Origin of the sequence: Nocardiopsis lambiniae (assembly GCF_031845465.1) — a bacterium.
In the GTDB taxonomy this organism is placed as follows: Bacteria; Actinomycetota; Actinomycetes; order Streptosporangiales; family Streptosporangiaceae; genus Nocardiopsis; species Nocardiopsis lambiniae.
In genome coordinates this window covers 382,131-403,012 of record NZ_JAVREP010000001.1, presented here as the reverse complement: position 1 = coordinate 403,012, position 20,882 = coordinate 382,131, and the positions used below count along the sequence as shown (strand labels likewise).

General features: G+C 71.8%; 21 protein-coding genes. 12 read left to right on the top strand and 9 right to left on the bottom strand.

Translation table 11 applies throughout. The features are described 5' to 3' along the window. Window position 1: 1 nt before the first annotated feature. From galT to RM479_RS01805, 3 genes are all read left to right on the top strand, one after another. Complete coding sequence (gene galT, locus RM479_RS01815) at window positions 2–1,087, top strand: galactose-1-phosphate uridylyltransferase (protein ID WP_311510411.1); 1,086 nt, start codon at window positions 2–4, stop codon at window positions 1,085–1,087. Between the two features lie 53 nt (window positions 1,088–1,140). After that, window positions 1,141–2,265 carry a galactokinase gene (galK, locus tag RM479_RS01810; protein WP_311510410.1) on the top strand — a complete coding sequence of 375 codons (1,125 nt, stop codon included), beginning with the start codon at window positions 1,141–1,143 and terminating at the stop codon, window positions 2,263–2,265. A 255-nt stretch (window positions 2,266–2,520) separates the two neighbouring features. Then, window positions 2,521–3,450, top strand: coding sequence for a Gfo/Idh/MocA family protein (locus RM479_RS01805; RefSeq protein WP_311509946.1), 930 nt, complete (start codon window positions 2,521–2,523; stop codon window positions 3,448–3,450). A gap of 23 nt (window positions 3,451–3,473) precedes the next feature. Here the strand turns inward: RM479_RS01805 and RM479_RS01800 are convergent, their stop codons facing one another. Together RM479_RS01800 and RM479_RS01795 are read right to left on the bottom strand one after the other, a co-directional pair. Beyond that, window positions 3,474–3,740, bottom strand: a complete 267-nt coding sequence (locus tag RM479_RS01800; RefSeq protein WP_311509944.1) for a GlsB/YeaQ/YmgE family stress response membrane protein — start codon at window positions 3,738–3,740, stop codon at window positions 3,474–3,476. Between the two features lie 128 nt (window positions 3,741–3,868). After that, window positions 3,869–4,507 carry a hypothetical protein gene (locus tag RM479_RS01795; protein ID WP_311509943.1) on the bottom strand — a complete coding sequence of 213 codons (639 nt, stop codon included), beginning with the start codon at window positions 4,505–4,507 and terminating at the stop codon, window positions 3,869–3,871. 223 nt (window positions 4,508–4,730) lie between these two features. On the opposite strand from RM479_RS01795, the gene RM479_RS01790 reads away from it, so the two are divergent. Next, a complete protein-coding gene (locus tag RM479_RS01790; protein WP_274810123.1) occupies window positions 4,731–5,120 on the top strand; it encodes a helix-turn-helix domain-containing protein in 390 nt (129 codons plus the stop codon). A gap of 170 nt (window positions 5,121–5,290) precedes the next feature. On the opposite strand, the gene RM479_RS01785 is transcribed toward RM479_RS01790, so the two are convergent. The 3 genes from RM479_RS01785 to RM479_RS01775 all read right to left on the bottom strand — a co-directional run bounded on the left by RM479_RS01785 (window position 5,291) and on the right by RM479_RS01775 (window position 7,247). Next, window positions 5,291–5,896, bottom strand: a complete 606-nt coding sequence (locus tag RM479_RS01785) for an ATP-dependent Clp protease proteolytic subunit (protein ID WP_274810124.1) — start codon at window positions 5,894–5,896, stop codon at window positions 5,291–5,293. After that, window positions 5,893–6,555, bottom strand: coding sequence for a ClpP family protease (locus RM479_RS01780; protein ID WP_397221291.1), 663 nt, complete (start codon window positions 6,553–6,555; stop codon window positions 5,893–5,895). Before RM479_RS01780 ends, RM479_RS01785 begins: the two co-directional genes overlap by 4 nt. 200 nt (window positions 6,556–6,755) lie before the next feature. Continuing rightward, on the bottom strand, window positions 6,756–7,247 hold the full coding sequence (locus RM479_RS01775) for a MarR family winged helix-turn-helix transcriptional regulator (protein WP_311509938.1): 492 nt from the start codon (window positions 7,245–7,247) through the stop codon (window positions 6,756–6,758). Window positions 7,248–7,499: 252 nt separating this feature from the next. On the opposite strand from RM479_RS01775, the gene RM479_RS01770 reads away from it, so the two are divergent. From RM479_RS01770 to mnhG, 6 genes are read left to right on the top strand one after another with little or no spacing between them, the layout of a single operon-like run. Further along, window positions 7,500–10,448, top strand: a complete 2,949-nt coding sequence (locus RM479_RS01770; protein ID WP_311510409.1) for a Na+/H+ antiporter subunit A — start codon at window positions 7,500–7,502, stop codon at window positions 10,446–10,448. Continuing rightward, window positions 10,445–11,275, top strand: coding sequence for a Na(+)/H(+) antiporter subunit C (locus RM479_RS01765; RefSeq protein WP_311509937.1), 831 nt, complete (start codon window positions 10,445–10,447; stop codon window positions 11,273–11,275). The genes RM479_RS01770 and RM479_RS01765 overlap by 4 nt, the downstream gene beginning before the upstream one ends. Window positions 11,276–11,277: 2 nt before the next feature. Beyond that, window positions 11,278–12,936 (top strand): Na+/H+ antiporter subunit D, encoded by a 1,659-nt coding sequence (locus tag RM479_RS01760; protein ID WP_311509936.1) that lies wholly within the window; start codon window positions 11,278–11,280, stop codon window positions 12,934–12,936. Continuing rightward, the gene (locus tag RM479_RS01755) at window positions 12,933–13,541 is read left to right on the top strand and encodes a Na+/H+ antiporter subunit E (protein WP_311509935.1); all 609 of its coding nucleotides are present in this window, start codon (window positions 12,933–12,935) and stop codon (window positions 13,539–13,541) included. The genes RM479_RS01760 and RM479_RS01755 overlap by 4 nt, the downstream gene beginning before the upstream one ends. After that, complete coding sequence (locus RM479_RS01750) at window positions 13,538–13,873, top strand: monovalent cation/H+ antiporter complex subunit F (protein WP_311509933.1); 336 nt, start codon at window positions 13,538–13,540, stop codon at window positions 13,871–13,873. The genes RM479_RS01755 and RM479_RS01750 overlap by 4 nt, the downstream gene beginning before the upstream one ends. Further along, window positions 13,870–14,256 carry a monovalent cation/H(+) antiporter subunit G gene (gene mnhG, locus RM479_RS01745; RefSeq protein WP_274810131.1) on the top strand — a complete coding sequence of 129 codons (387 nt, stop codon included), beginning with the start codon at window positions 13,870–13,872 and terminating at the stop codon, window positions 14,254–14,256. Before RM479_RS01750 ends, mnhG begins: the two co-directional genes overlap by 4 nt. Before the next feature lie 125 nt (window positions 14,257–14,381). Here mnhG and RM479_RS01740 read toward each other — a convergent pair whose 3' ends face one another. From RM479_RS01740 to RM479_RS01730, 3 genes are all read right to left on the bottom strand, one after another. After that, window positions 14,382–14,771, bottom strand: a complete 390-nt coding sequence (locus RM479_RS01740; protein WP_311509932.1) for a DUF779 domain-containing protein — start codon at window positions 14,769–14,771, stop codon at window positions 14,382–14,384. After that, window positions 14,771–16,294, bottom strand: coding sequence for an acetaldehyde dehydrogenase ExaC (gene exaC / locus RM479_RS01735; RefSeq protein WP_311509931.1), 1,524 nt, complete (start codon window positions 16,292–16,294; stop codon window positions 14,771–14,773). The genes RM479_RS01740 and exaC overlap by 1 nt, the downstream gene beginning before the upstream one ends. Before the next feature lie 136 nt (window positions 16,295–16,430). Continuing rightward, window positions 16,431–17,717: a GAF domain-containing protein gene (locus RM479_RS01730; RefSeq protein ID WP_311509930.1), complete on the bottom strand. Its 1,287-nt coding sequence runs from the start codon at window positions 17,715–17,717 to the stop codon at window positions 16,431–16,433. 299 nt (window positions 17,718–18,016) lie between these two features. Here RM479_RS01730 and RM479_RS01725 point away from each other — a divergent pair, with 299 nt between their 5' ends. Beyond that, the gene (locus RM479_RS01725; protein WP_311509928.1) at window positions 18,017–18,625 is read left to right on the top strand and encodes a hypothetical protein; all 609 of its coding nucleotides are present in this window, start codon (window positions 18,017–18,019) and stop codon (window positions 18,623–18,625) included. Between the two features lie 15 nt (window positions 18,626–18,640). On the opposite strand, the gene RM479_RS01720 is transcribed toward RM479_RS01725, so the two are convergent. Beyond that, complete coding sequence (locus RM479_RS01720; protein WP_311509926.1) at window positions 18,641–20,167, bottom strand: PucR family transcriptional regulator; 1,527 nt, start codon at window positions 20,165–20,167, stop codon at window positions 18,641–18,643. Between the two features lie 189 nt (window positions 20,168–20,356). On the opposite strand from RM479_RS01720, the gene RM479_RS01715 reads away from it, so the two are divergent. Further along, on the top strand, window positions 20,357–20,845 hold the full coding sequence (locus RM479_RS01715; RefSeq protein ID WP_311509925.1) for a GreA/GreB family elongation factor: 489 nt from the start codon (window positions 20,357–20,359) through the stop codon (window positions 20,843–20,845). The last annotated feature ends 37 nt before the right edge of the window (window positions 20,846–20,882 follow it).

Sequence of the window (20,882 nt, the reverse complement as noted above, 5' to 3'; positions counted from 1 at the left end):
GATCCGCACCACCTCGGCACGGTTGGCCGACGGCCGGGAGATCGTCTACTTCGACGAGGGCGACGCCCCGCCCCGCGTCCCCGCGCCCGATCGACGCGCCCTGCCCCCGGTCACCGCCTCATCGGAGATGCGCTTCGACCCGCTGCTGCGCGAATGGGTGGTCATCGCCTCCCATCGCCAGGACCGCACCCATCTGCCCGCCGACGACGCCTGCCCGCTGTGCCCCTCGACGGCCGACCGCGCCACCGAGATCCCCGCCGACGACTACGACGTGGTGGTGTTCGAGAACCGCTTCGCGTCCCTGGTGGCCGATGACGGTCGGACCCTGGACGCGATCGGCGAGGTCGAACGCTCCCGGCGGGTGGGCGCGGGGCGCTGCGAGGTGGTGGTGTTCGGCCCCGACCACCGCGCCTCCTTCGCCGATCTCACCCCCCGGAGGGCGCGGACGGTCCTGGAGGCGTGGACGGAGCGCACCCGGGCGCTGTCCGCGCGGCCGGGGGTCGAACAGGTCTTCTGCTTCGAGAACCGGGGGCCGGAGATCGGGGTGACCCTCTCCCACCCGCACGGACAGATCTACGCGCTCCCGTTCGTCACCCCGCGCACCCGCAGGATCCTCGACTCGGCGCGGGCCCACCGCGAACGCACCGGCGGCGACCTGTTCGCCGACGTGCTGCGCGCCGAACGCGAGGCCGCGCTGCGGGTGGTGGCCCGTGGTGAGCACTGGACCGCGTTCGTCCCGGCGGCTGCGCGCTGGCCGGTGGAGGTGCACCTGTACCCGCACCGGCCGGTCCCCGACCTGCCCGCCCTCACCGAGGCCGAACGCGACGACCTCGCACCGCTGTACCTGGACGTGCTGCGCCGCATGGACGCGCTCTTCGGGATGCCGCTGCCGTACATCGCGGCCTGGCACCAGGCCCCGGTGCGCGAGGGCCGCGACCTGTCCCGGCTGCGTCTGGAGCTGTTCTCGGTACGGCGCGCCCCCGGGAGGCTCAAGTACCTTGCCGGGGCCGAATCCGGCATGGGCGTCTTCATCAACGACGTCACACCCGAGACCATCGCCCGTCGGCTCCGGGAGTCCGCGCCGTGAAGTCGCCCGGCGCCGATGCCACCGGGTACGCGGGAAGCGGGGCGGCCAGGGCGGTGCGAGGGTTCCGCGAGGCGTTCGGGTACGCTCCGGCCGGGGTGTGGCGGGCACCCGGGCGGATCAACGTCATCGGCGAGCACACCGACTACAACGACGGGTTCGTACTGCCCGTCGCGCTCCCCCACGCCGTGACCGCCGCGGCCTCCCCCCGCGACGACGGCCGACTGCGGTTCCGTTCCGGTCAGACCGACCGGGCCTTCGACGCCGACGTCCTCCCGGCCCCCGGCACGGTGACCGGCTGGGCCGCCTACCCGGCGGGCGCGCTGTGGGCGCTGGCCGACTCCGGGCGCCCCGGGGGCGGCCTGGACCTGTACGTGGACGGGACCATCCCGGCCGGCGCGGGCCTGTCCTCCTCCGCGGCCCTGGTGTGCGCCACCCTGCTCGCCGCCTGCGGTGACACTCCCCCGGCCCGGGAGGAGACGGCCCGCCTGGCCCAGCGGGCCGAGAACGACTTCGTGGGCATGCCCTGCGGGATCATGGACCAGTCGGCGTCGATGCTGGCCCGCGAGGGGCACGCCCTGTTCCTGGACGTTCGCACCCTGATCGCCGAACACGTGCCCTTCGACCCCGCCGCGCACGGGCTCACCCTGATGGTGGTGGACACCCGCGCCCCGCACCGGTTGGTGGACGGCGCCTACGCCGAACGGCGTCGCACCTGTGAGGAGGCCGCCCGCCTGCTGGGGGTGAGCGCCCTGCGCGACGTCACCGACCTGCCCGGAGCGCTGGCCGCCCTGCCCGACGAGCGGACCCGACGCCGGGTGCGCCACGTGGTGACGGAGAACGCCCGGGTCCTCGAAGCGGTCGCGCTGCTGCGGGTGGGTGAGGTGTCCGCGATCGGACCGCTGCTCACCGCCTCGCACGTGTCCCTGCGCGACGACTACGAGGTGAGCGTTCCGGAGGTGGACGCCGCCGTGGACACCGCCCTCGCCGCCGGGGCCCTGGGCGCGCGCATCACCGGAGGCGGGTTCGGGGGGTGCGTGATCGCCCTCGTCGAGGCCGGTCGGGCCGATGCGTGCGCCGACGCCGTCCGGGCGGTCCACGCGGACCGGGGGTTCGCCGAACCCGCGTTCTTCGCCACCGTCCCCTCCGCCGGGGCCCGGCGGCTGTGCCGGACGCACTGAACATGGTGTTCGGTGACCCCCGGCGAAGCGGACGCCGGGATCACGGGTGCCACGTCGTGCTCGTCGGCTCGTTCGGGGGTGCCCTCCCTCGTCGCCCGCGCCCGGTGGACACGGCGGGGGCACGCGCGGGTTCCGCCACGAGCGCGAAGGAGCGCTCCGTTCCGCCCCTCCGCCCTCCCGTGGGGCGGCCCCTCCCCCTTCGACCGGGAGCGCTTCCATGGAGAATGGGACCGATCACGAGACGAGGGAGCGCGCATGGGTCTGAAGTTCGGGCTGCTGGGCACCGGCCACTGGGCCGCCGAGACGCAGGGGGCGGCGTTGGCCGCCCATCCCGACGCGGAACTGGTCGGGGTGTGGGGGCGCGACGCGGTGAAGGCCGGTGCGGTGGCCGACCGGTTCGGGGCGCGGACCTACACCGATGTCGACGCGCTCCTCGCGGACGTGGACGCGGTGGCCGTCGCCCTGCCGCCGGACGTGCAGGCGGAACTGGCGCTGCGGGCGGCGCGCGCCGGAAGACACCTGTTGCTGGACAAGCCCCTGGCGCTGACGACCGCCGCGGCCGACGCGGTCGTCACCGAGGTCGAGGCGCGCGGGCTGGCGTCGATGGTGTTCTTCACCAACCGGTTCTCCGACGGGATCGACGCCTTCGTGCGCGAGTCCGCCGCCGAGGGCGGCTGGCAGGGGGTGCGGGCGACCCTGTTCGCGTCGATCTTCACACCGGGGAACCCCTACGGCGCCTCCCCCTGGCGCCGGGAGAAGGGCGGCCTGTGGGACGTGGGCCCGCACGTGTTGTCGGTGGTACTGCCGGTGCTGGGCCCGGTCGAGGCGGTGGCGGCGATGGCCGGGCCCAGCGACACCGTGCACCTGCTCACCCGGCACCGGGGCGGTGCCGTCGGCACGTTCGCGGTGACCCTGGACGCACCGGAGCGGGCGCAGGGTTTCGAGGTGGTCCTGTACGGCGAGGCGGGCCGGGTGTCGGTGCCCGACGGTGACCGGACGGCGGTGTCGGCCTTCCAGGTGGCGATCGACCGGTTGCTCGCCCAGGTGGCGGGGACTCCCGGCGACCCCCTCGACGTGCGGTTCGGACGTGAGGTGGTGGCGGTGCTGGAGACCGCCGAGGTCGCCCTGCGCGAGGGGCGCACCGTGGACGTGGGGAAGGCCACCGAGGCGTCCCCGGTGGCCTGAGCGGAAAGGCGGTGGGCCGTCTCCTAGGTGGCGGCCCCCCTGGCGTTCTTGGCGTACATCCCGTCGGCGAGGTAGATGATCGCTGCGGCGACCAGGACCTGAACGATCAGGACGATCAGCCACATGGTGGTGAAGAAGCTCGCGATCCAGCCTCCGAGGAAGGCCGCCACGATACCCAGGAGCAGGGTCAGCCAGATCGGCAGGTGCTGTTTCCCGGGCACGACGAGTCGGCCGAGCGCGCCGATGATGAGGCCGACGATGATCGCGCTGATGATTCCGGTGATCTCCAAGATTCCTCCCTACGGTCGGACGTTCTCACCCCTTCCCCATAACAGAGTGTCGAATCATCGTCACAACAGCACAGAAAGAACCTTTTATGACCATTTGGAGGTCATGCTTCTCCTCCGTGAACCCGGGGTCAGCCCTGACGGTGCGGCCATGAGGCGCCGCGGTCGGCCCGAGGTCCCCGGTACTCCCCGTGCTCGTCGAGGTCGGCGCGCCGGTGCGTGGGCCGTGGACCGCCCCCGGCCGGAACGTCGCCCAGTCCGGTGGCGGTGAGGAGGATCGCCCACAGCAGGCGTCCCGACCGGCTGCGGCGCACCTCGCCCGCCGGGCGCAGGGCCGCGTAGGCGGCGAGCATCGGCAGGAGCGTCACCGCTCCGATCAGTGCGGCGCCCAGCCCAGCGTTCGCGTCGCGTGCGGACCAGAGCGCTCCGACGAGGGCTGCCACCGGGATCACGCCGAGGAGCACCGCCCACAGGACGCGGTGCCCGCCCCACTCGGACAGTCCGCGCCCCAGCGCGCTCAACGGCTTGACGATCGCCCACAGCAGTACGGGCCCCAGCAGCAGGCACAGGCCGACGAAACCCAGCAGACCGACGAAGGTCATGTCGAGACCACCGGTGAGCAGCCCCACCGCCAGCAGGAGCGCGAGCACGATCCAGCACAGGGCGTACACCGCGAGGGAGATCCACCCGCGCAACCGGGTGCCGAGCCCGCCGACGTACTCCGGTTCGAACGATCTCCGCCGCTGATCGGCGCCATCGCTCGCACTCATCCGGGACCTCCTCGGTGACGGCCCGCCGCCCGGACCGTCCTCAGGCTAACGAGCGGGCCCGACGTCCGGAAGCCGGAATCCGATGACGATCCGGGCACACGAGCGCCTTCCGCCCGTTCTGCCGTCCGCAGAAGCCCGTCCGCGGGCCTCCCGCGAGAGGAACCGGGAGACGTAGGCTCGGAACAGAACCGTGTGCGCCCAGAGCACCAGACCGGAGGCCCCGATGACCGATGTCCTGCGCTCCTTGGACGAGGCCCGCCGTGGCGCCGACCGGACGCCCGAACCCCTCATGCGCGACCTCATCGGCGACCTGCTGCGCCGCACCCGTGTCGAACAGGGCCGCACCCTGCGCCAGGTGGCCGAGGACGCCCAGGTCTCGCTCCCCTACCTGTCGGAGATCGAGCGCGGCCGCAAGGAGGCCTCCTCCGAGGTCCTGGCGGCCGTCTACCGCTCCCTGGGGCTGAGCATCACCGACGTGCTCGCCGAGCTGTACCGGGACACGATCATCGCGGCTCCACGTCCGCTCGGGAACCGCCTCGGTTCCCACGCCCCGGCCGCCGCGCCACGGGTGACCGCGCGGGTCTCCGCGCTCTCGGTCTCCCTGGCCGCCTGACCCCACCGGTCGGGCCCGCGAGGCCCGACGGATTCCAGGGACCTTCGTGACCCACCCGGGAACCCGGCCGGGCGCTCGGCCGGGAGGTCCCGGCCGAGCGCCTCGCGCGGCCTCCGGCGAACCGGGGCGTCGCGACCGCCACCGGAACCCGGTCACCGACCGGCCCCGGATCAGGCCGGCGCCACCTCCCGCGTGGTGATGACGGTGTCCACCAGGCCGTACTCCTCGGCCTGCCGCGCGGTGAAGATCTTGTCCCGATCGGTGTCGGCGCGCAGCCGCTCCACCGTCTGCCCGGTGTGCCGGGCCAGGATCTCCTCCACCTGGGAGCGGACCCTCAGGATCTCCGCCGCCTGGATCTCCAGGTCGGCTGCCACGCCCTGCCCCTCTCCGGAGGGCTGGTGCAGCAGGACCCGGGCGTGCTCCAAGGCCCGGCGCTTGCCGGGCGCGCCCGCGGCGAGCAGCACCGCGGCGGCGGAGGCGGCCTGCCCCATGCACACCGTGGCGACGTCGGCGCGAACGAAGCGCATGGTGTCGTAGATGGCGGTCAGGGCGGTGTTGGAGCCGCCCGGCGAGTTGATGTAGAGCTGGATGTCGGTGTCGGCGGACTCGTGGTCCAGGTGCAGCATCTGCGCCATCACGACGTTGGCGACGTCATCGTCGATGGGCGTGCCCAGGAAGATGATCCGTTCCGACAACAGCCGGCTGAACACGTCGAAGGACCGTTCGCCCCGCGGAGTGCGCTCCACCACCATCGGGACCGTGTAGCGACCGCTCATCGCACGACCTCCGCATCGCGTCGCACGAACCCGGGCGCGCCCGTGCCCAGGCGGATCCCGGATCCGTCGAGCTCCGAGACGGACGTGACGACGTGGTCGACGAACCCGTAGTCCTTGGCCTCCTCGGCGGTGAACCAGGCGTCCCGGTGCTGGTCGCGGGCGATGGTCTCCTCGCTCTGCCCGGTGTGCCGCGCGATGAGCCGGATCATGGTCCGCTTGGTGTGCGCCAGGTTCTCCGCCTGGATGGCGATGTCGGCGGCGGTGCCGCCGAGTCCCCCGGAGGGCTGGTGCATCATGATGCGCGCGTTCGGCAGGCTGTAGCGCTTGCCGGGCGCGCCCGTGCAGGCCAGGAACTGGCCCATGCTCGCCGCGAAACCCATGACGAGGGTGGACACGTCGTTGGGCACGAAGTTCATGACGTCGTAGATGGCCAGGCCCGCGGAGACCACGCCGCCGGGGCTGTTGACGGCCAGGGTGATGTCCTTGCGCGGGTCCTCGTCGGCGAGCAGCAGGATCTGCGCGCAGACCCGGTTCGCGCTGGTCTCGTCGACCTGGGTGCCGAGCATCACGACGCGACTGCGCAGCAGGCGGGCGGACAACCGGTCGTCGAACGCTCCGCCTTCGGCCTCGTGTGAGGCCGAGGCCCTGGTGTGGATCATCGGCATGGGGTTTCCCTCCGCGTTCCGGCCCGTGACGCGGATCCCTCGTCCGCGTCGGCCGTGTCCCCACACTGCGCCCCGGGCACTCGTCCGGACCACTGTTTCGGCCTGGGGCAGATCTGCCCAGGGCAGACCGGAACGGCTCGGAAAAGAGGCGAAGGAAACCGGTCCGAAAAGCCGGCCCGATTCCCGGGTGTCTCTCAGGTGTCGTCTATGGCGTCGCGCAGGTCGCGCAGGAGTTCCAGCACCACGGGGCGCAGCGACGGCCGTATGGCCTCGAACACACGCCGCTGCTTGGCCTCCATGTCGCGGCGGTGCAGGGCGAGCGTTCTCTCACCCTCCTCCGTGATGGTCACCACCGTGCTGCGCTCATCGCGCTCGGAGCGACGGCGCGCCATCATGCCCTTGCGTTCGAGCTGTTGGATCATGCGAGTGGCGGAGGGCGAGGAGACCCCGACCACATGGGCGACCGCGCCCACGCTGGGCCCGTTCATCCCGCGAACGGCCTCCATGAGCAGGGCCTGCGTGAGGGTGAGGTCCTCCGCGCCCCGGTGCCCGTGACCACCCCGGGAACGGGCGTGGATCGCCGCGTTGATCAGTTCCGTCCAGGCGCGCTGGAACTCTTCGAGCTCGACACCGCGGTCGTCGGCACGGAGTCGCTCGGCGCTGGACTCGGTGGTCTCGTCGAACACGAAACGTTCCTTGCAGGCTGGGCGGGCGTCACGGGCCCGGGTCGGGTCCGCGCGGTGGTTTGACGTTTGTGTAGTCTAACTATTAAATAGCTTGTGCACACAAATTACGTAGATCCTTGCCCCCTCACACCGTAGTGACACCCCGTCCACGCATCCGGTTGTGGGCGAAACGGTCTGCTGCTGGGGGCAGCGGACGTCCGCCCGAAACCAAGGGCGGGCCCGGACCGATCCGGGAGGGGCGCATTGACAACAGTGCTGATCGCGCATTTCATCGTGGCGGCGATCGCGCCCTTACTGGTCCGCCTCTGGGGCCGTAACGCGTTCCTCGCACTCGCCGTCGTGCCCGGTGTCTCCACCGTCTGGGCCCTCTTCCAGATCCCCACGATCCTCAACGGCGGCGCGCTCTCCGGTTCCGTGGCATGGGCCCCCGCGTTCTCCCTGCGCCTGGGCCTGTACATGGACGCCCTCGGCCTGGTGATGACGCTCATCGCCGCCGGTGTGGGCACCCTGATCCTGGTCTACTGCGCCCGCTACTTCAGCGACTCCGAACCCGGCCTCGGCCGGTTCGCCGGCGTGTTCGTCGCCTTCGCCGGGGCCATGCTCGGTCTCGTCCTGGCCGACGACCTCATCCAGCTGTTCGTGTACTGGGAGCTGACCACGGTCTTCTCCTACCTGCTCATCGGGCACAGCACGGAGCTGAAGGAGAGCCGCCGTGCGGCCATGACGGCCCTGACCGTGACCACGTTCGGCGGGCTGACCATGCTCGTCGGCATGATCGTGCTCGGCGAGGCCGCCGGGACCTACGTCATCTCCGAGATCGTCGCCGCTCCCCCGGGCGGTCTCGTCGTCGAGGTGGCGCTGGGCCTGATCATGATCGGCGCGATGTCCAAGTCCGCGCTGTTCCCCTTCAGCCTGTGGCTGCCCGCCGCCATGCGCGCGCCCACGCCGGTCTCCGGCTACCTGCACGCGGCGGCGATGGTCAAGGCGGGCGTCTACCTGGTCGCCCGCCTCACCCCGGCGTTCCCCGACTCCGCCGTGTGGACCTCGATGGCGCTGCTCTTCGGCGTGCTCACGATGATCCTCGGCGGATGGAAGGCACTGCGCCAGTACGACCTCAAGCTGGTCCTGGCCTACGGCACCATCAGCCAGCTCGGCTTCCTCATCGCCCTGCTGGGCACCGGCACCCGGGCCGCCGCCCTGGCCGGCATCGCCATGCTCATCGGACACTCGCTGTTCAAGGCCCCCCTGTTCCTCGTGGTCGGCATCATCGACCACAGCACGGGCACCCGGGACGTGCGGGAGCTCTCGGGGCTGCGCAGGTCCATGCCCGGCACCTTCTGGACGACGGTCATCGCCCTGGCCTCCATGGCCGGCCTGCCCCCCATGCTCGGGTTCGCCGCCAAGGAACTGGCCTTCGGCGCCTACACCCACGGCGGTGCGACGGACGTCCTCGTGCTCATCGGCATGGTCGTCGGCTCGACCCTGACGGTCGCCTACAGCCTGCGCTTCCTGTGGGGGGCGTTCTTCGACAAGCCCGAGGTGACGCCCACCCCGGTACACGCCCCCGGTCCGTTGTTCCTGGCCCCGGCCGCGCTCATGGCGGGGCTGAGCCTGATCGGCGGCCCCCTGTCACACCTGGTCGACCCGCTCCTGGCCCGCTACGCCGACACCGTGCCGCTCGCGCCCGGCTCCTACGAGACGCACCTGGCGCTGTGGCACGGCTTCGAACTCCCGTTGCTGTTGTCGGCGGTGTGCGTCATCGGCGGTCTGATCCTGTTCCGGGTCCGCGGCGCCGTCGTGTGGCTGGGGGCCAGGACGTCGTTCGTCGAGCCGGAGCGCGTCTACCGGCGCATGCTCGCCTCCCTGGAGAACCTGGCCCTCCAGGTCACCGGCGGCACCCAGCGCGGTTCGCTGCCGGTCTACCTCGGCACCATCCTGGTCAGCCTGGTGGTGGCGGCCGGTTGGTGGGTCGTCTCCGAACCCCTCTGGGACGGGGACTACCCGCCGGTGCGCCTGTGGGACACCCCCGTCGAGGTCATCCCCGCGGTCATCATCGCGGGGACCGCACTGTTGACCCTGTTCGTGCGACGCCGCCTGTTCGCGGTGATCCTCGTGGGCACCGGCGGGTACGGCGTGGGTGCGCTCTTCTACATCCTGGGCTCACCGGACCTCGCACTCACCCAGTTCCTGGTCGAGACGGTCAGCCTGGTGGTGTTCGTCCTGGTGTTGCGGCGCTTCCCGTCCCACTTCTCGTCACCCGCGCTCCGCGGACGGCGGGTGTGGAACCTGGCGATCGGCGGCGCCCTGGGCGTGCTGGTGGCGACCATGAGCTGGTTCGCCCTCGCCGGGCGCAAGGAGCCCTCCATCGCCGAGCTCTACCCGGCGGCGGCCGAGGAGGCCGGCGGTTACAACATCGTCTCCGTGCTGCTGGTGGACGTGCGCGCGTGGGACACGATGGGCGAGATCTCGGTGCTGGCCGCCGCGGCGGCCGGCGTGGCCAGCCTGATGTTCGTGCGCCGCACCCAGCCTCGCAAGGCCCCCGGCGGGGTGATGGCCGTCTCGGTCACCTCCTCCCCCCAGCCCTCCGGCGGGCGGGCCCGGATCGACCTGGGCGGGCTGACCATGGCCCCGAGCGACCTGCACATCAGGCCCCAGTGGAACCACACCTGGCTGCCGGGCGCCGACGCGCTGCCCACCGAGCGGCGCTCGGTCATCTTCGAGGTCGTCTCGCGGTTCCTGTTCCCGGTGATCATGATCATCTCGGTGTACCTCCTGCTGACCGGCCACGGCGCGGTCGGCGGCGGCTTCGCGGGCGGCATCGTCGCGGGCCTGGCGTTCATCGTCCGCTACCTGGCGGGCGGTCGCTTCGAGCTCTACAACACCGCCTGGGTGCAACCGGGCGTGCTCATCGGCGCGGGTCTGGCGATCTCCACCGGCATCGCCCTGGGCGGGGCCATCTTCGGGAGCGAGGTCCTGGCCGGCGGCGACTTCTACCTGGACCTCTGGATCCTGGGCGAGCCGCACCTGACCGTGTCGCTCTTCTTCGACATCGGGGTGTACCTCCTGGTCATCGGTCTGATCCTGGACATCCTGCGCAGCCTCGGCGCCCGTATCGACGAACAGATCGAACGGGACGCCGCCCGGGCCCGGGCCGCCGCCGGGCCCGGTGCCCCCGAGCCCGCCGAGGAGGTCATCTCGTGAACGACTCACCCAGCCTGACCCTCGTCCTGCTGATCGGGGTGCTCGTCGCGGTCGGTGTGGTGCTCCTGCTGGAGCGCAGCCTCAGTCGTGTCCTGCTCGGGTTCATCATGCTGAGCAACGGTGTGAACCTCATGATCCTGGCCATGGCCGGGACCATGGGCGGCCCGCCGGTCCTGTGGTTCACGGAACCGGAGCGGATGACCGACCCGTTGCCCCAGGCGATGATCCTGACGGCCATCGTCATCACCCTCGGCGTGACCGCCTTCCTCCTCGCCATGGCCTACCGGAGCTGGCAGTTGGAGGGCAACGACGAGGTCCAGGACGACGCCGAGGACCTTCGGATCGTCCAAGGCGAGGGCCGCCGCGCCCTGCGCCGCCGGTTCGTCCGCGAACGGCGGCGGCTCCAGGCCGACATCCGACGCCAACGAGCCGAACTCCAGGCGACCATCGCCGCGGCCGACGCCCAGGAGCTGGCCGAGCAGGCCCGCATCAAGGCGGAGATCGCGCGCGCCCAGGCCGAGCTGGCCCGCTACGAGGCCGAGGCCGAGGAGAGCGGTGTCGACGAGCAGTCACAGGAGACGATGCGCAGGCTCAGTGATCGCGCGGAGACCATGACGGCGCAGGTGCAGGAGTTGCGCGGGCGCATCCGTCTGGGCCGCCGGCGGCTGCGCGAGCACCGCCGGGCCGACCGGGCCGCCGAGCGCGAACTGTGGCGCGAGCTGCGCCGCAGGGTGCGCGCCCAGCGCCGCCAGACCCGCCAGAGCATGCGGGCCGAACGTGAGCGGCTCGCCCGCGCCGAGGACAGCGACCTGCAGGGGAGTGACTGAGCATGAGCTGGGACTACTTGGCGGGTCTCCTCCACTACCTCATCCCGCTCCCGGTCGTCGTTCCGCTGTTCGCGGCCGGGGTGAAACTGGCCATGGGCAGCCGGTGGCCCAAGGTCCAGCAGTGGCTGAGCATCGCCGCCCTGACCTTCGTCCTGTTCGTGGGCCTGGCGCTCATGATGGGGGCCCACCTGTTCGGCCCGCAGGTGGTCCAGGTCGGCGGCTGGGAGGCGCCCATCGGCATCACCCTGGTGGCGGACCGGTTGTCCGCCCTCATGGTGACGGTGTCGTCGGCCATCACCCTGGCCGTGCTGGTGTACTCGATCGGTCAGGGCATGGCCAGCCGGGCCGAGGTCGCACCGCTGTCGGTGTACCAGCCCACCTACCTGATCCTGGTCGCGGGCGTCTCCAACGCCTTCCTCGCCGGCGACCTGTTCAACCTGTACGTCGGGTTCGAGATCCTGCTGACCGCCAGCTACGTGCTGCTGACCCTGGGCGGCACGCAGTCGCGCATCCGGGCGGGCGCCATCTACGTGGTGGTGTCGCTGTTGTCGTCGGTGCTGTTCCTCATCGCGATCGCGCTGATCTTCGGCGCGACCGGCACGGTGAACATGGCCCAGCTCGCCGAACGGCTCCCGGAACTCGACGGGCACCTGAAGATCGTGCTCCAGGTGATGCTGCTCTTCGCGTTCGGCATCAAGGCGGCGGTGTTCCCGCTGGCCGCCTGGCTCCCCGACTCCTACCCGACCGCGCCGGCCCCGGTCACGGCGGTGTTCGCGGGTCTGCTCACGAAGGTCGGCGTGTACGCGATCATCCGCGCCCACACGCTCTTCTTCCCGGGGGACGCGCTGAACAGCCTGCTCATGTGGGTGGCGCTGGCGACCATGGTCATGGGCATCCTGGGCGCCGTCGCGCAGACCGACATCAAACGTCTGCTGTCGTTCACCCTCATCAGCCATATCGGGTACATGGTGTTCGGTGTGGCCCTGGGCAGCCAGCTGGGGCTGGCCGGCGCGGTGTTCTACATCGCCCACCACATCACGGTGCAGACCACGCTGTTCCTCATCACGGGTCTGATCGAACGCCGTGGCGGCTCCACGTCCCTGGACGACCTGGGCGGACTGATCCGCATCGCGCCCCTGCTCGCCGTGTTGTTCTTCATCCCGGCGATGAACCTGGGCGGGATCCCTCCCCTGTCCGGGTTCCTCGGCAAGATCGGGCTGCTCCAGGCCGGTGTCCAGGCGGGCACCCCGATGGCCTACCTCCTGGTGGGCACGTCCGTGCTGACCAGCCTGCTCACCCTCTACGTGATCGCCCGCGTGTGGAACTACGCGTTCTGGCGGGCCCCCGCCGAGGGCAAGGTCGCCGACCCCGGCACCGTGCTGGAGGACACCGAGGCCGACGACACCTCGACCGCGGCCCTGGGGCCGGGCGAGGCGGTCGGCCCGTCCTCCCGCCTGGGCGGCACGACCACGCTCTCGACCCCGATGATCACCTCGGTGGCCCTGCCCAAGACCATGGTGGGGGCCACGACCGCGCTGGTCGCGTTCGGTCTGGCCCTGACGGTGTTCGCCGGACCGCTCATCACCTACTCCTCGGACGCGGCCACCGAACTACTGGCCCGCACCCCCTACATCGAGGCGGTCCTGGGAGGTGACCGATGATCGACCCGTCCGCTGAGAAGAAGGCCAGGGTCGCCGCGTTCCGTCGGCGGCTGGGCAAGGTCCAGGTCCCCATCGCGCTGGGCATGACCCTGGTGTGGATGCTGCTGTTCAACGGGTTCCAGTGGCGGTGGGAGTCCCTGGGCCTGTTCGTGCTCGGCTTCCTGGTATCGGTGACGATCATGCTGGTCTTCCCGCTGCCGCCGATCGTGCCGGGGTTCCGGTTCCACCCCCTGCCACTGGCGCACATGCTCGTGCACATCCTCGGGAAGATGTTCACGGCGAGCTTCCGGGTCACGGTGTGGACCCTCTCCCCCGGCGAGGTGCACAGCTCCGTGATCGGGCTGCGGATGCGCACGCAGTCGGACCTCATGATGGTGTGCACCGCCATCGCCAGTTCGATCATCCCGGGAACGGTCGTCGTCGAGGTGGCCCGCGACGAGTGGGTCCTGTACCTGCACGTGCTCGGCGCCTCCGACGAGAAGGGCATCGAGGAGGCGCGGGCGGACGTCATGCGCCTGGAACGGCTCATCGTCCGTGCCCTGGGCACCCGGGAGGACATCGACATGCTGGAGGCGGCGCACCCCTCCGGGAAGGAGCGCGGATGAACACCCTGTGGATCGTCATCACCGTCCTGCTCGCCGTCGCGGCGCTGCTGGGCGTGGGGCGGCTGCTGATGGGGCCGAGCATTCTGGACCGGGCGCTGTCGGTGGACGTGCTGCTCGCCTCCGCCCTGGTCGGTCTGGGCGCCTACGCCGCCTTCCACCGCGACCCCACCGTCCTGCCGACCCTGATGGTGCTGTCCCTGGTGGGCTTCGTGGCGACGATCAGCATCGCGAAGTTCGTCGCCCGGCGACCGGAGGAGCACGTGGCGACGCCGACCGACGTGATCTCACCGGCACCGGGGACGCCCTCCGCCGAGGAAGAGGGGCGTTCGTGAGCGAGGAACTCATCACCGTCCTGGACTGGATCGCGATCCTGTGCCTGCTGGCCGGCGCCCTGTTGTCGGTGGTCGCCGCGGTGGGCCTGATCCGCTTCCCGGACCTGCTCTCCCGTATGCACACCGCGGCCAAGCCGCAGGTGCTGGGGATGTTGCTGGTGCTCGTCGGGATCGGCCTGCGCCTGGCCCCGGTGGAGGACACCAACGTCTTCAACGTGGGCACACTGCTGCTGGTGGGTCTGTTCCAGGTCGTGACGATCCCCGTCGCCGGGCACATCGCCGCCCGCGTCGGGTACCGGACCGGGCGGATCCGCCAGGACCTGCTCTTCCGTGACGAACTCGCCGACCGGCTGGCGAGCAGGCGCGACGGCGGCGACGCCTGAGCGACCACCGACGGAGAACGAAGGACGACGGGCCCGGGTACGCGTACCCGGGCCCGTCGTCCTTCGTTCTCCGCGGGATCGACCTCGCCGTGAGGGCCGCGCCCCGGGGCGGCCCCCGTGAGCGGTCACGGGAGGCGCTCGGCCTCCCCGTCGGTCATCAGTCGGGAGCGGATGAGGAACCGGTTCCCGGTCGGTGCCTCCAGGGAGAACCCGGCTCCGCGTCCGGGGACGACGTCGATGGTCAGGTGGGTGTGGCTCCACAGTTCGAACTGAGAGCGGGACATCCACACCGGCACCGGTTCGGGGGTGCCCGGCTCCAGGTCGCCCAGGTGGACGTCCACGGCTCCGGTGCGGAACCCCCCGGCCGGGTAGCACATGGGCGAACTCCCGTCGCAGCAACCGCCGGACTGGTGGAACATGAGCGGCCCGTGTTCGGCGCGCAGTTCGCGGAGCAGGGCGGCAGCCGCGTCGGTCACGGCCACCCGCTCCACCGGCGCGTCGGTCCCGGTGCCCATCAGAACAGCCCCAGCGCCTCGTCGGAGTAGCTGACCAGCAGGTTCTTGGTCTGCTGGTAGTGGTCGAGCATCATCTTGTGGTTCTCGCGGCCGATCCCGGACTGCTTGTAGCCGCCGAACGCGGCATGCGCCGGGTAGGCGTGGTAGTTGTTCACCCACACCCGGCCCGCCTGGATGTCCCGGCCGGCCCGGTAGGCGGTGTTCCCGTCGCGCGACCACACGCCCGCGCCGAGCCCGTAAAGGGTGTCGTTGGCGGTCTTGATGGCGTCGGCGTAGTCGTCGAAGCGGGCCACCGACACCACGGGGCCGAAGATCTCCTCCTGGAAGACCCGCATGGAGTTGTCGCCCTGGAACACCGTCGGAGCGACGTAGTAGCCGCCGGACAGGTCGCCGCCGAGGTCCACGCGCTCACCGCCGGCGAGGACCTCGGCGCCCTCCTGCCGACCGATGTCGATGTAGGACAGGATCTTCTCCAGCTGATCGTTACTGGCCTGCGCACCGAGCATGGTCTCGGTGTCCAGGGGGTTCCCCTGCCGGATCCGGCCGACCCGCTCCAGGGCGTCGCCGAGGAACCGGTCGTAGACGGAGTCCTGGATCAGTGCCCGGGAGGGGCAGGTGCACACCTCGCCCTGGTTGAGGGCGAAGAGGGTGAAGCCCTCCAGGGCCTTGTCGTAGAAGGCGTCCTGGGCCGCGGCGACGTCCGCGAAGAAGACGTTGGGGCTCTTGCCGCCCAGTTCCAGGGTGACCGGGATGAGGTTCTCCGAGGCGTACTGCATGATGAGGCGGCCGGTGGTGGTCTCGCCGGTGAAGGCGACCTTGCGCACCCGGGGGCTGCTCGCCAGGGGCTTGCCCGCCTCCGCGCCGAACCCGTTGACGACGTTGACCACACCGGGCGGGAGCAGGTCGGCGATGAGTTCCATGAGGAGCAGGATCGAGGTGGGGGTCTGCTCGGCGGGCTTGAGGACGACCGCGTTGCCCGCGGCGAGGGCGGGGGCCAGCTTCCAGGTGGCCATGAGCAGTGGGAAGTTCCACGGGATGATCTGGGCGACGACGCCCAGCGGCTCCTGGAAGTGGTAGGCCACGGTGTTCTCGTCGAGCTGGGAGCTGTGGCCCTCTTGGGCGCGGATCGCCCCGGCGAAGTAGCGGAAGTGGTCGACGGCCAGCGGCAGGTCGGCGGCGAGGCATTCGCGGACGGGCTTGCCGTTCTCCCAGGACTCGGCCACGGCGAGCCGTTCCAGGTTCTCCTCCAGGCGGTCGGCGATCCGGTTGAGGATCACGGCGCGCTCGGCGGGGGAAGTGCGTCCCCAGGCGGGGGCGGCCCCGTGTGCCGCGTCGAGGGCGAGGTCGATGTCCTCGGCGGTGCCGCGGGCGATCTCGGTGAAGGTCCGTCCGGTGACCGGGGTGGGGTTCTCGAAGTAGCCGCCCCTGACCGGCGCGACCCACTCACCACCGATCCAGTTCTCGTAGCGCGGGGCGAACTCGACGATGCTTCCCGGCTGTCCGGGGGCGGCGTACACGGCCATGGTGGGCCTCCTTCGATCGTCGGGAATCACCCGACCGATGCCAACGGGGTCTATGGCGGTGACGCTAGTCACAGAGACGTTGCGAGCACGTTGCGTCCGCGTCGCCGTACCCCGGGCGCGGACCCGTCGACCGCCGTCACTCCCCCAGTCGGCGCAGCCGGCCGCGCAGGGCGGCGTGGCGCGCGGAGGCGGGGTCGAGGGAGCGCAGAACGACGCCCAGGACCCGGGGGTCGTCGCGCCACTCGGGGTGCTCGGCCCAGGCCAGCAGGGTGCGGGGGTCGTTCTCGGCGCCGAGCGCACCGCACAGTTCGGCGTCCAGACCCTCGCGGATCTCGATCACCCCCGGCGCCTCCGACACGGGCAGCACCGGGCCCCGGTAGGCCCGCAGGGCGCCGAGGTGGTCGCCACGGGTCAGCCGTTCGCGCACGGTGTCGACGTCGGTGGGCAGACGATGGAGCAGCCGGTAGGGGCGGGAGGCCACCAGGCCCGGACCCACCAGCCGGCGCAACCGGGACATCTCCGCGCGGACCGTCACCGGGGAGGCGTCGCGTTCGTTCAGTCGGACCCCCAGGGCCGCACCGGTGAGACCGCGCGGCGCCGACGACAGCAGCAGGAGGATCTCCGAGTGGCGGGCGCTGAGTTCGACGACGCGTTCGCCCAGGTCGAGCCGGGCGCCGTCACGGCCGAGCACCTCCAGCAGGAGGTGGTCGGGGAGCGGATCCGGCTCCTGCGGGATCCGACGCGGGTCGGGGATCAGACCGGCGATGCGGCGGGCGCGCAGCTCCATCTCCACGGCAGCGGCGGCGACGCGCACCAGCGCCAGGGCCTGCGGCGAGGCCACACCGTCCTCGCCGGTGATGTCCAGGACGCCCAGGAGCGCTCCGGTGTCGGGGTCGTGCAGGGGCGCGGCCGAGCAGCTCCACGGCTGGACGCTGCGGGCGAAGTGCTCGCTGGCGAACACCTGCACCTCGTGGTCGAGGGCGAGGGCCACGCCGGGCGCGTTGGTACCGGCGGAGCGCTCGTGCCAGTTGGCGCCCTCGACGAAACGCATGTCCTCGGCCCGGGTGCGCAGCCGGTGATCGCCCTCCACCCACAACAGTCGACCGGAGGCGTCACCGAGCGCGACGATCTGCGGTCCCGGGGCGGTGTCCAGGAGGAGCCGGCGCAGCAGCGGCATGGCGACGGCCAGCGGGTGGGCGTCCCGGTAGTCGGTGAGGGAGTCACCGGAGAGTTCGATGCGCGGGGCGACGCCGTCCGGGTCGATTCCGAGGCGGGCGCTGCGCCTCCAGGATTCGATCACGACCGAGCGGACGGTGCTCCGCACCCGCCCCGAACCGGTGAAGTCCTCATGGGCGCGGGCGACGTCCTTGCGCACGGCGTCGGGATCGGCCTCCCACGGCCAGGCGTTCCACGTCCCGGTCATGCGCTACCTCCCCCTGTCCGCGAGACGGCGGCGGTCCGTGACGCGGTCCACCCCGGCTCTGCCCCGATGAGGTGGGGATCCCACGATTCAAACCGGGTACGGGACTCCTGACAAGGGGTTCCGCGCAACCGGCGGTGGATCGTCCCGCCACATACCCGGGTGTCGGGAACACAGGTGGGGCCGTGATCGTCCGCACTCGGCGGAACCGGAGCGCCCCGGCCCCCATCCCACCCCGGTGAGCGCCCGCCGGGACCCGCATCCCGTCACCGGGACGGGTGCGGAGAGAACCGGAGGACGACATGTACGCACGGCAGCCACCACCACGGGTCTCGCCCTCGGAACTGCGCCCCGGCCGGTTCGGCTACTGGGCGGGGGGCGTCGTCATGGTGCTCGGCGGCGTCGCGGGGGTGGTCGCCTTCGTCGTGTTCCTGCTCCAAGCGGTGACCCTCCCGGACTTCGCGGCACAGCTGCCGGGAGACGGCGAGGTGGTCTTCTCCCACACACCGGGCGAGGAGGCGGCGGACATCGCGCTGTACTCCACCTCCCCCGCGAACGGGCCCTACGAATGCGAACTGTTCACGCCCGGCGGCGAGCCCACCGCGTTCACGGACCCGGAGTTCCACCAGGAGGACTCGGAGTGGACGCTGGTCGGTGTGGCCTCCCCACAGGAGGCGGGCGAGTACACCCTGGTGTGCGAGGACCATCCGGACCACGCCTACGCCGTGGCGCCGGTACCTGAGGACTTCGGCGTGATCGAGGACGTCGTGGGCGCCCTGGCCTCCTTGTTCCTGCTCCCGCTGGCCGGTCTGGTGGTCGGACTGGTGCTCATCGTCTCCACGGCGGTGCGCCGCGGCCTCCACAAGAAGCGCCTGCTCGCCGAACGCGCCGGGTACCCCTACCGGGGATGAGCGGTCCCGACGCGGTCAGGGATCCTCGGGGAGGGCGGCCAGGGCGACGGTGAGCGCGACACGCGCCCGCGGTTCGCGCAGGCGCAGGTCGGCGACGCCGCGCAGGCGGCGCAGCCGGTAGCGGACCGTGTTGGGGTGGACGCCGAGCAGTTCGGCCGCGGCGCCCAGGTCCCCGTGGGCGTACAGCCAGGCCCGCAGGGTGCGGGTGTAGTCGGTCCCGTGCTCGGAGTCGTGGCGGGCCAGCACCGCCACCGGGTTGCGGCCCGGCAGGCGGCCAGCCTCGGCCACCAGGCGCAGGCGGCGCAGCAGGACGGCGTCCCAGGCGTCGTCGTACACCACCGGAGCGCCGTCCCCGGCGAGGGTCAGGCACTCGTCGGCCTCCCGACGGCTGTCGGGCAGGTCGCCGGCGACGGCCGCGCCGCCCACCCCCGCGGTCACCCCCGGGTGTCCGGGCAGTCCGCGCACGGTGGCGCGGACCCACTCCAGGGCCGGGGCGATCTCCCCTCCGCACGGCAGCACCGTGTAGACGGTGCTCCCCAGCAGGGTGCTGCGTCCCGGCCGTGACCACCCGAATCCGGTGGTGACCTGCTCGAACAGGTGCAGGACGGCGGCGTCGGGCGCCTGGGCCCGGGCGTGCAGGGCGATGACCCGCAGCCCTTCGACGGGCAGACCGATCCGGCCGACGGCCCGCTCCGGATCGCCGGCCCCCTCCAGGAGGTCGATGACCGACTCCGACTCCACCTGGCGTTCCAGGTCGCTGCTCACCCGGGCCCGCAGCATGTGCAGACCCACCGTGCGGGCGCCCTCGTTGAGCACCCGCGCGCGTTCGGGGTCCAGGGGCGCGTCGCCCACCGCCCACAGCGAACCGAGGAGTTCGCGCCCTACCCGGACGGGCGCGACCGTGCGTCCGCCCATGCCGAACTCGGGCAGCGCGGGCACGTGGAGTGGGCCGTCGGCCGCGGCAAGGCGGGCGGCCACCCCGTCGGCCTCCAGTCGGGCGCGGATCTCGGCGGGTACCCGGCGTGCGATGACGGTGTCGCGGCGGGCCCGGTCGGTGTCGGCCTGGTCGGCGGAGTAGGCGATCACCCGGGCGGCCCGGTCCTCGATCGTCACGGGCGCGCCGACCTCGGCCGCGATGGTGTCGGCGAGGGCGAACAGGTCGCTGGGGCCGCGCCCGGACTCGGTCTCGCGGCCCTCCAGGACGAGGCCGTAGACGATGCCGGAGATCTGACTCCAGGAGACGGCCGGTTCGACCACGACCATGGCGATGTCGTGGTCGCGCAGGGCGGCTCGCACGCCGGGCTCGGGACCGACCGCGGAGCGGACGATGACGACGACCGCGCGGGCCTGTCCGGCCAGGCGCAGGGCGGTGTCGGCGGAGTCGACGCCCACCGCGAGGAAGACGTCGCCCAGGGGCGGGGCGTCGTCGGTGGGATCGTGCATGGCGACGCTGCGCAGTTCCCTTCGTCGCAGGTCACCGCTGCCGATCAGATGGGCGCCGTAGCCGCCCAGGACGTTGACGAGCCGGTCGAGGTTGATCATCGCCGCGCCTTCCCCGTTGTCGAGAGGCGACAAGAACGAACATCGTGATTGTCGTTTCACGATAGCCGCTCGGCGATCGCCGGTGGACACACTCTGATCGAGGGACAGCACCCCCGACCCTCGCGTGCTCCCATCCGCGCCACGGACGCCAGGTCCGTGGCGCGTGTTCGTGAAGACAAGGAACGTCCCATGCACAAGACCACCGACCCATGGCTGACCCGGGAGGCGTACGAGCGGCTCAAGGAGGAGCTCCGGGTGCTGAGCGCCCTCCCCGATGACGACCCCGGACCGGGTTCCGGGGCGGACGGGGGCGCGGGGGGCACCATCCCCGCGCCCCGTTACATTCACGACCCGGCCGTGCGCCGGGCTCGGGTGCAGACGATCGAACGGCTGCTGCGCGAGGCCGTGGTGGAGGAGACGGCGCCCGACGACGGGATCGCCGCGCCCGGCAAGGTGCTGACGATCCGCTACGACGGCGAGGAGGACACCGAGGAGTTCCTGCTCGGCGTGCGGGACGCCTCGGTCGCGGACGCGATGACGGTGTACTCGCCCCAGTCGCCGCTGGGCGCCTCACTGCTGGGGGCGGCGCGGGGCGAGCGGCGCGCCTTCACCTCGCCGCGCGGCGCGGTGATCGGGGTGACGCTCGTGGACGCGGCCCCGTACCGTTCGACGCGCTGACCCCGTCCGGGGTGGTCGACGTCCGTTTCCGAGCCGA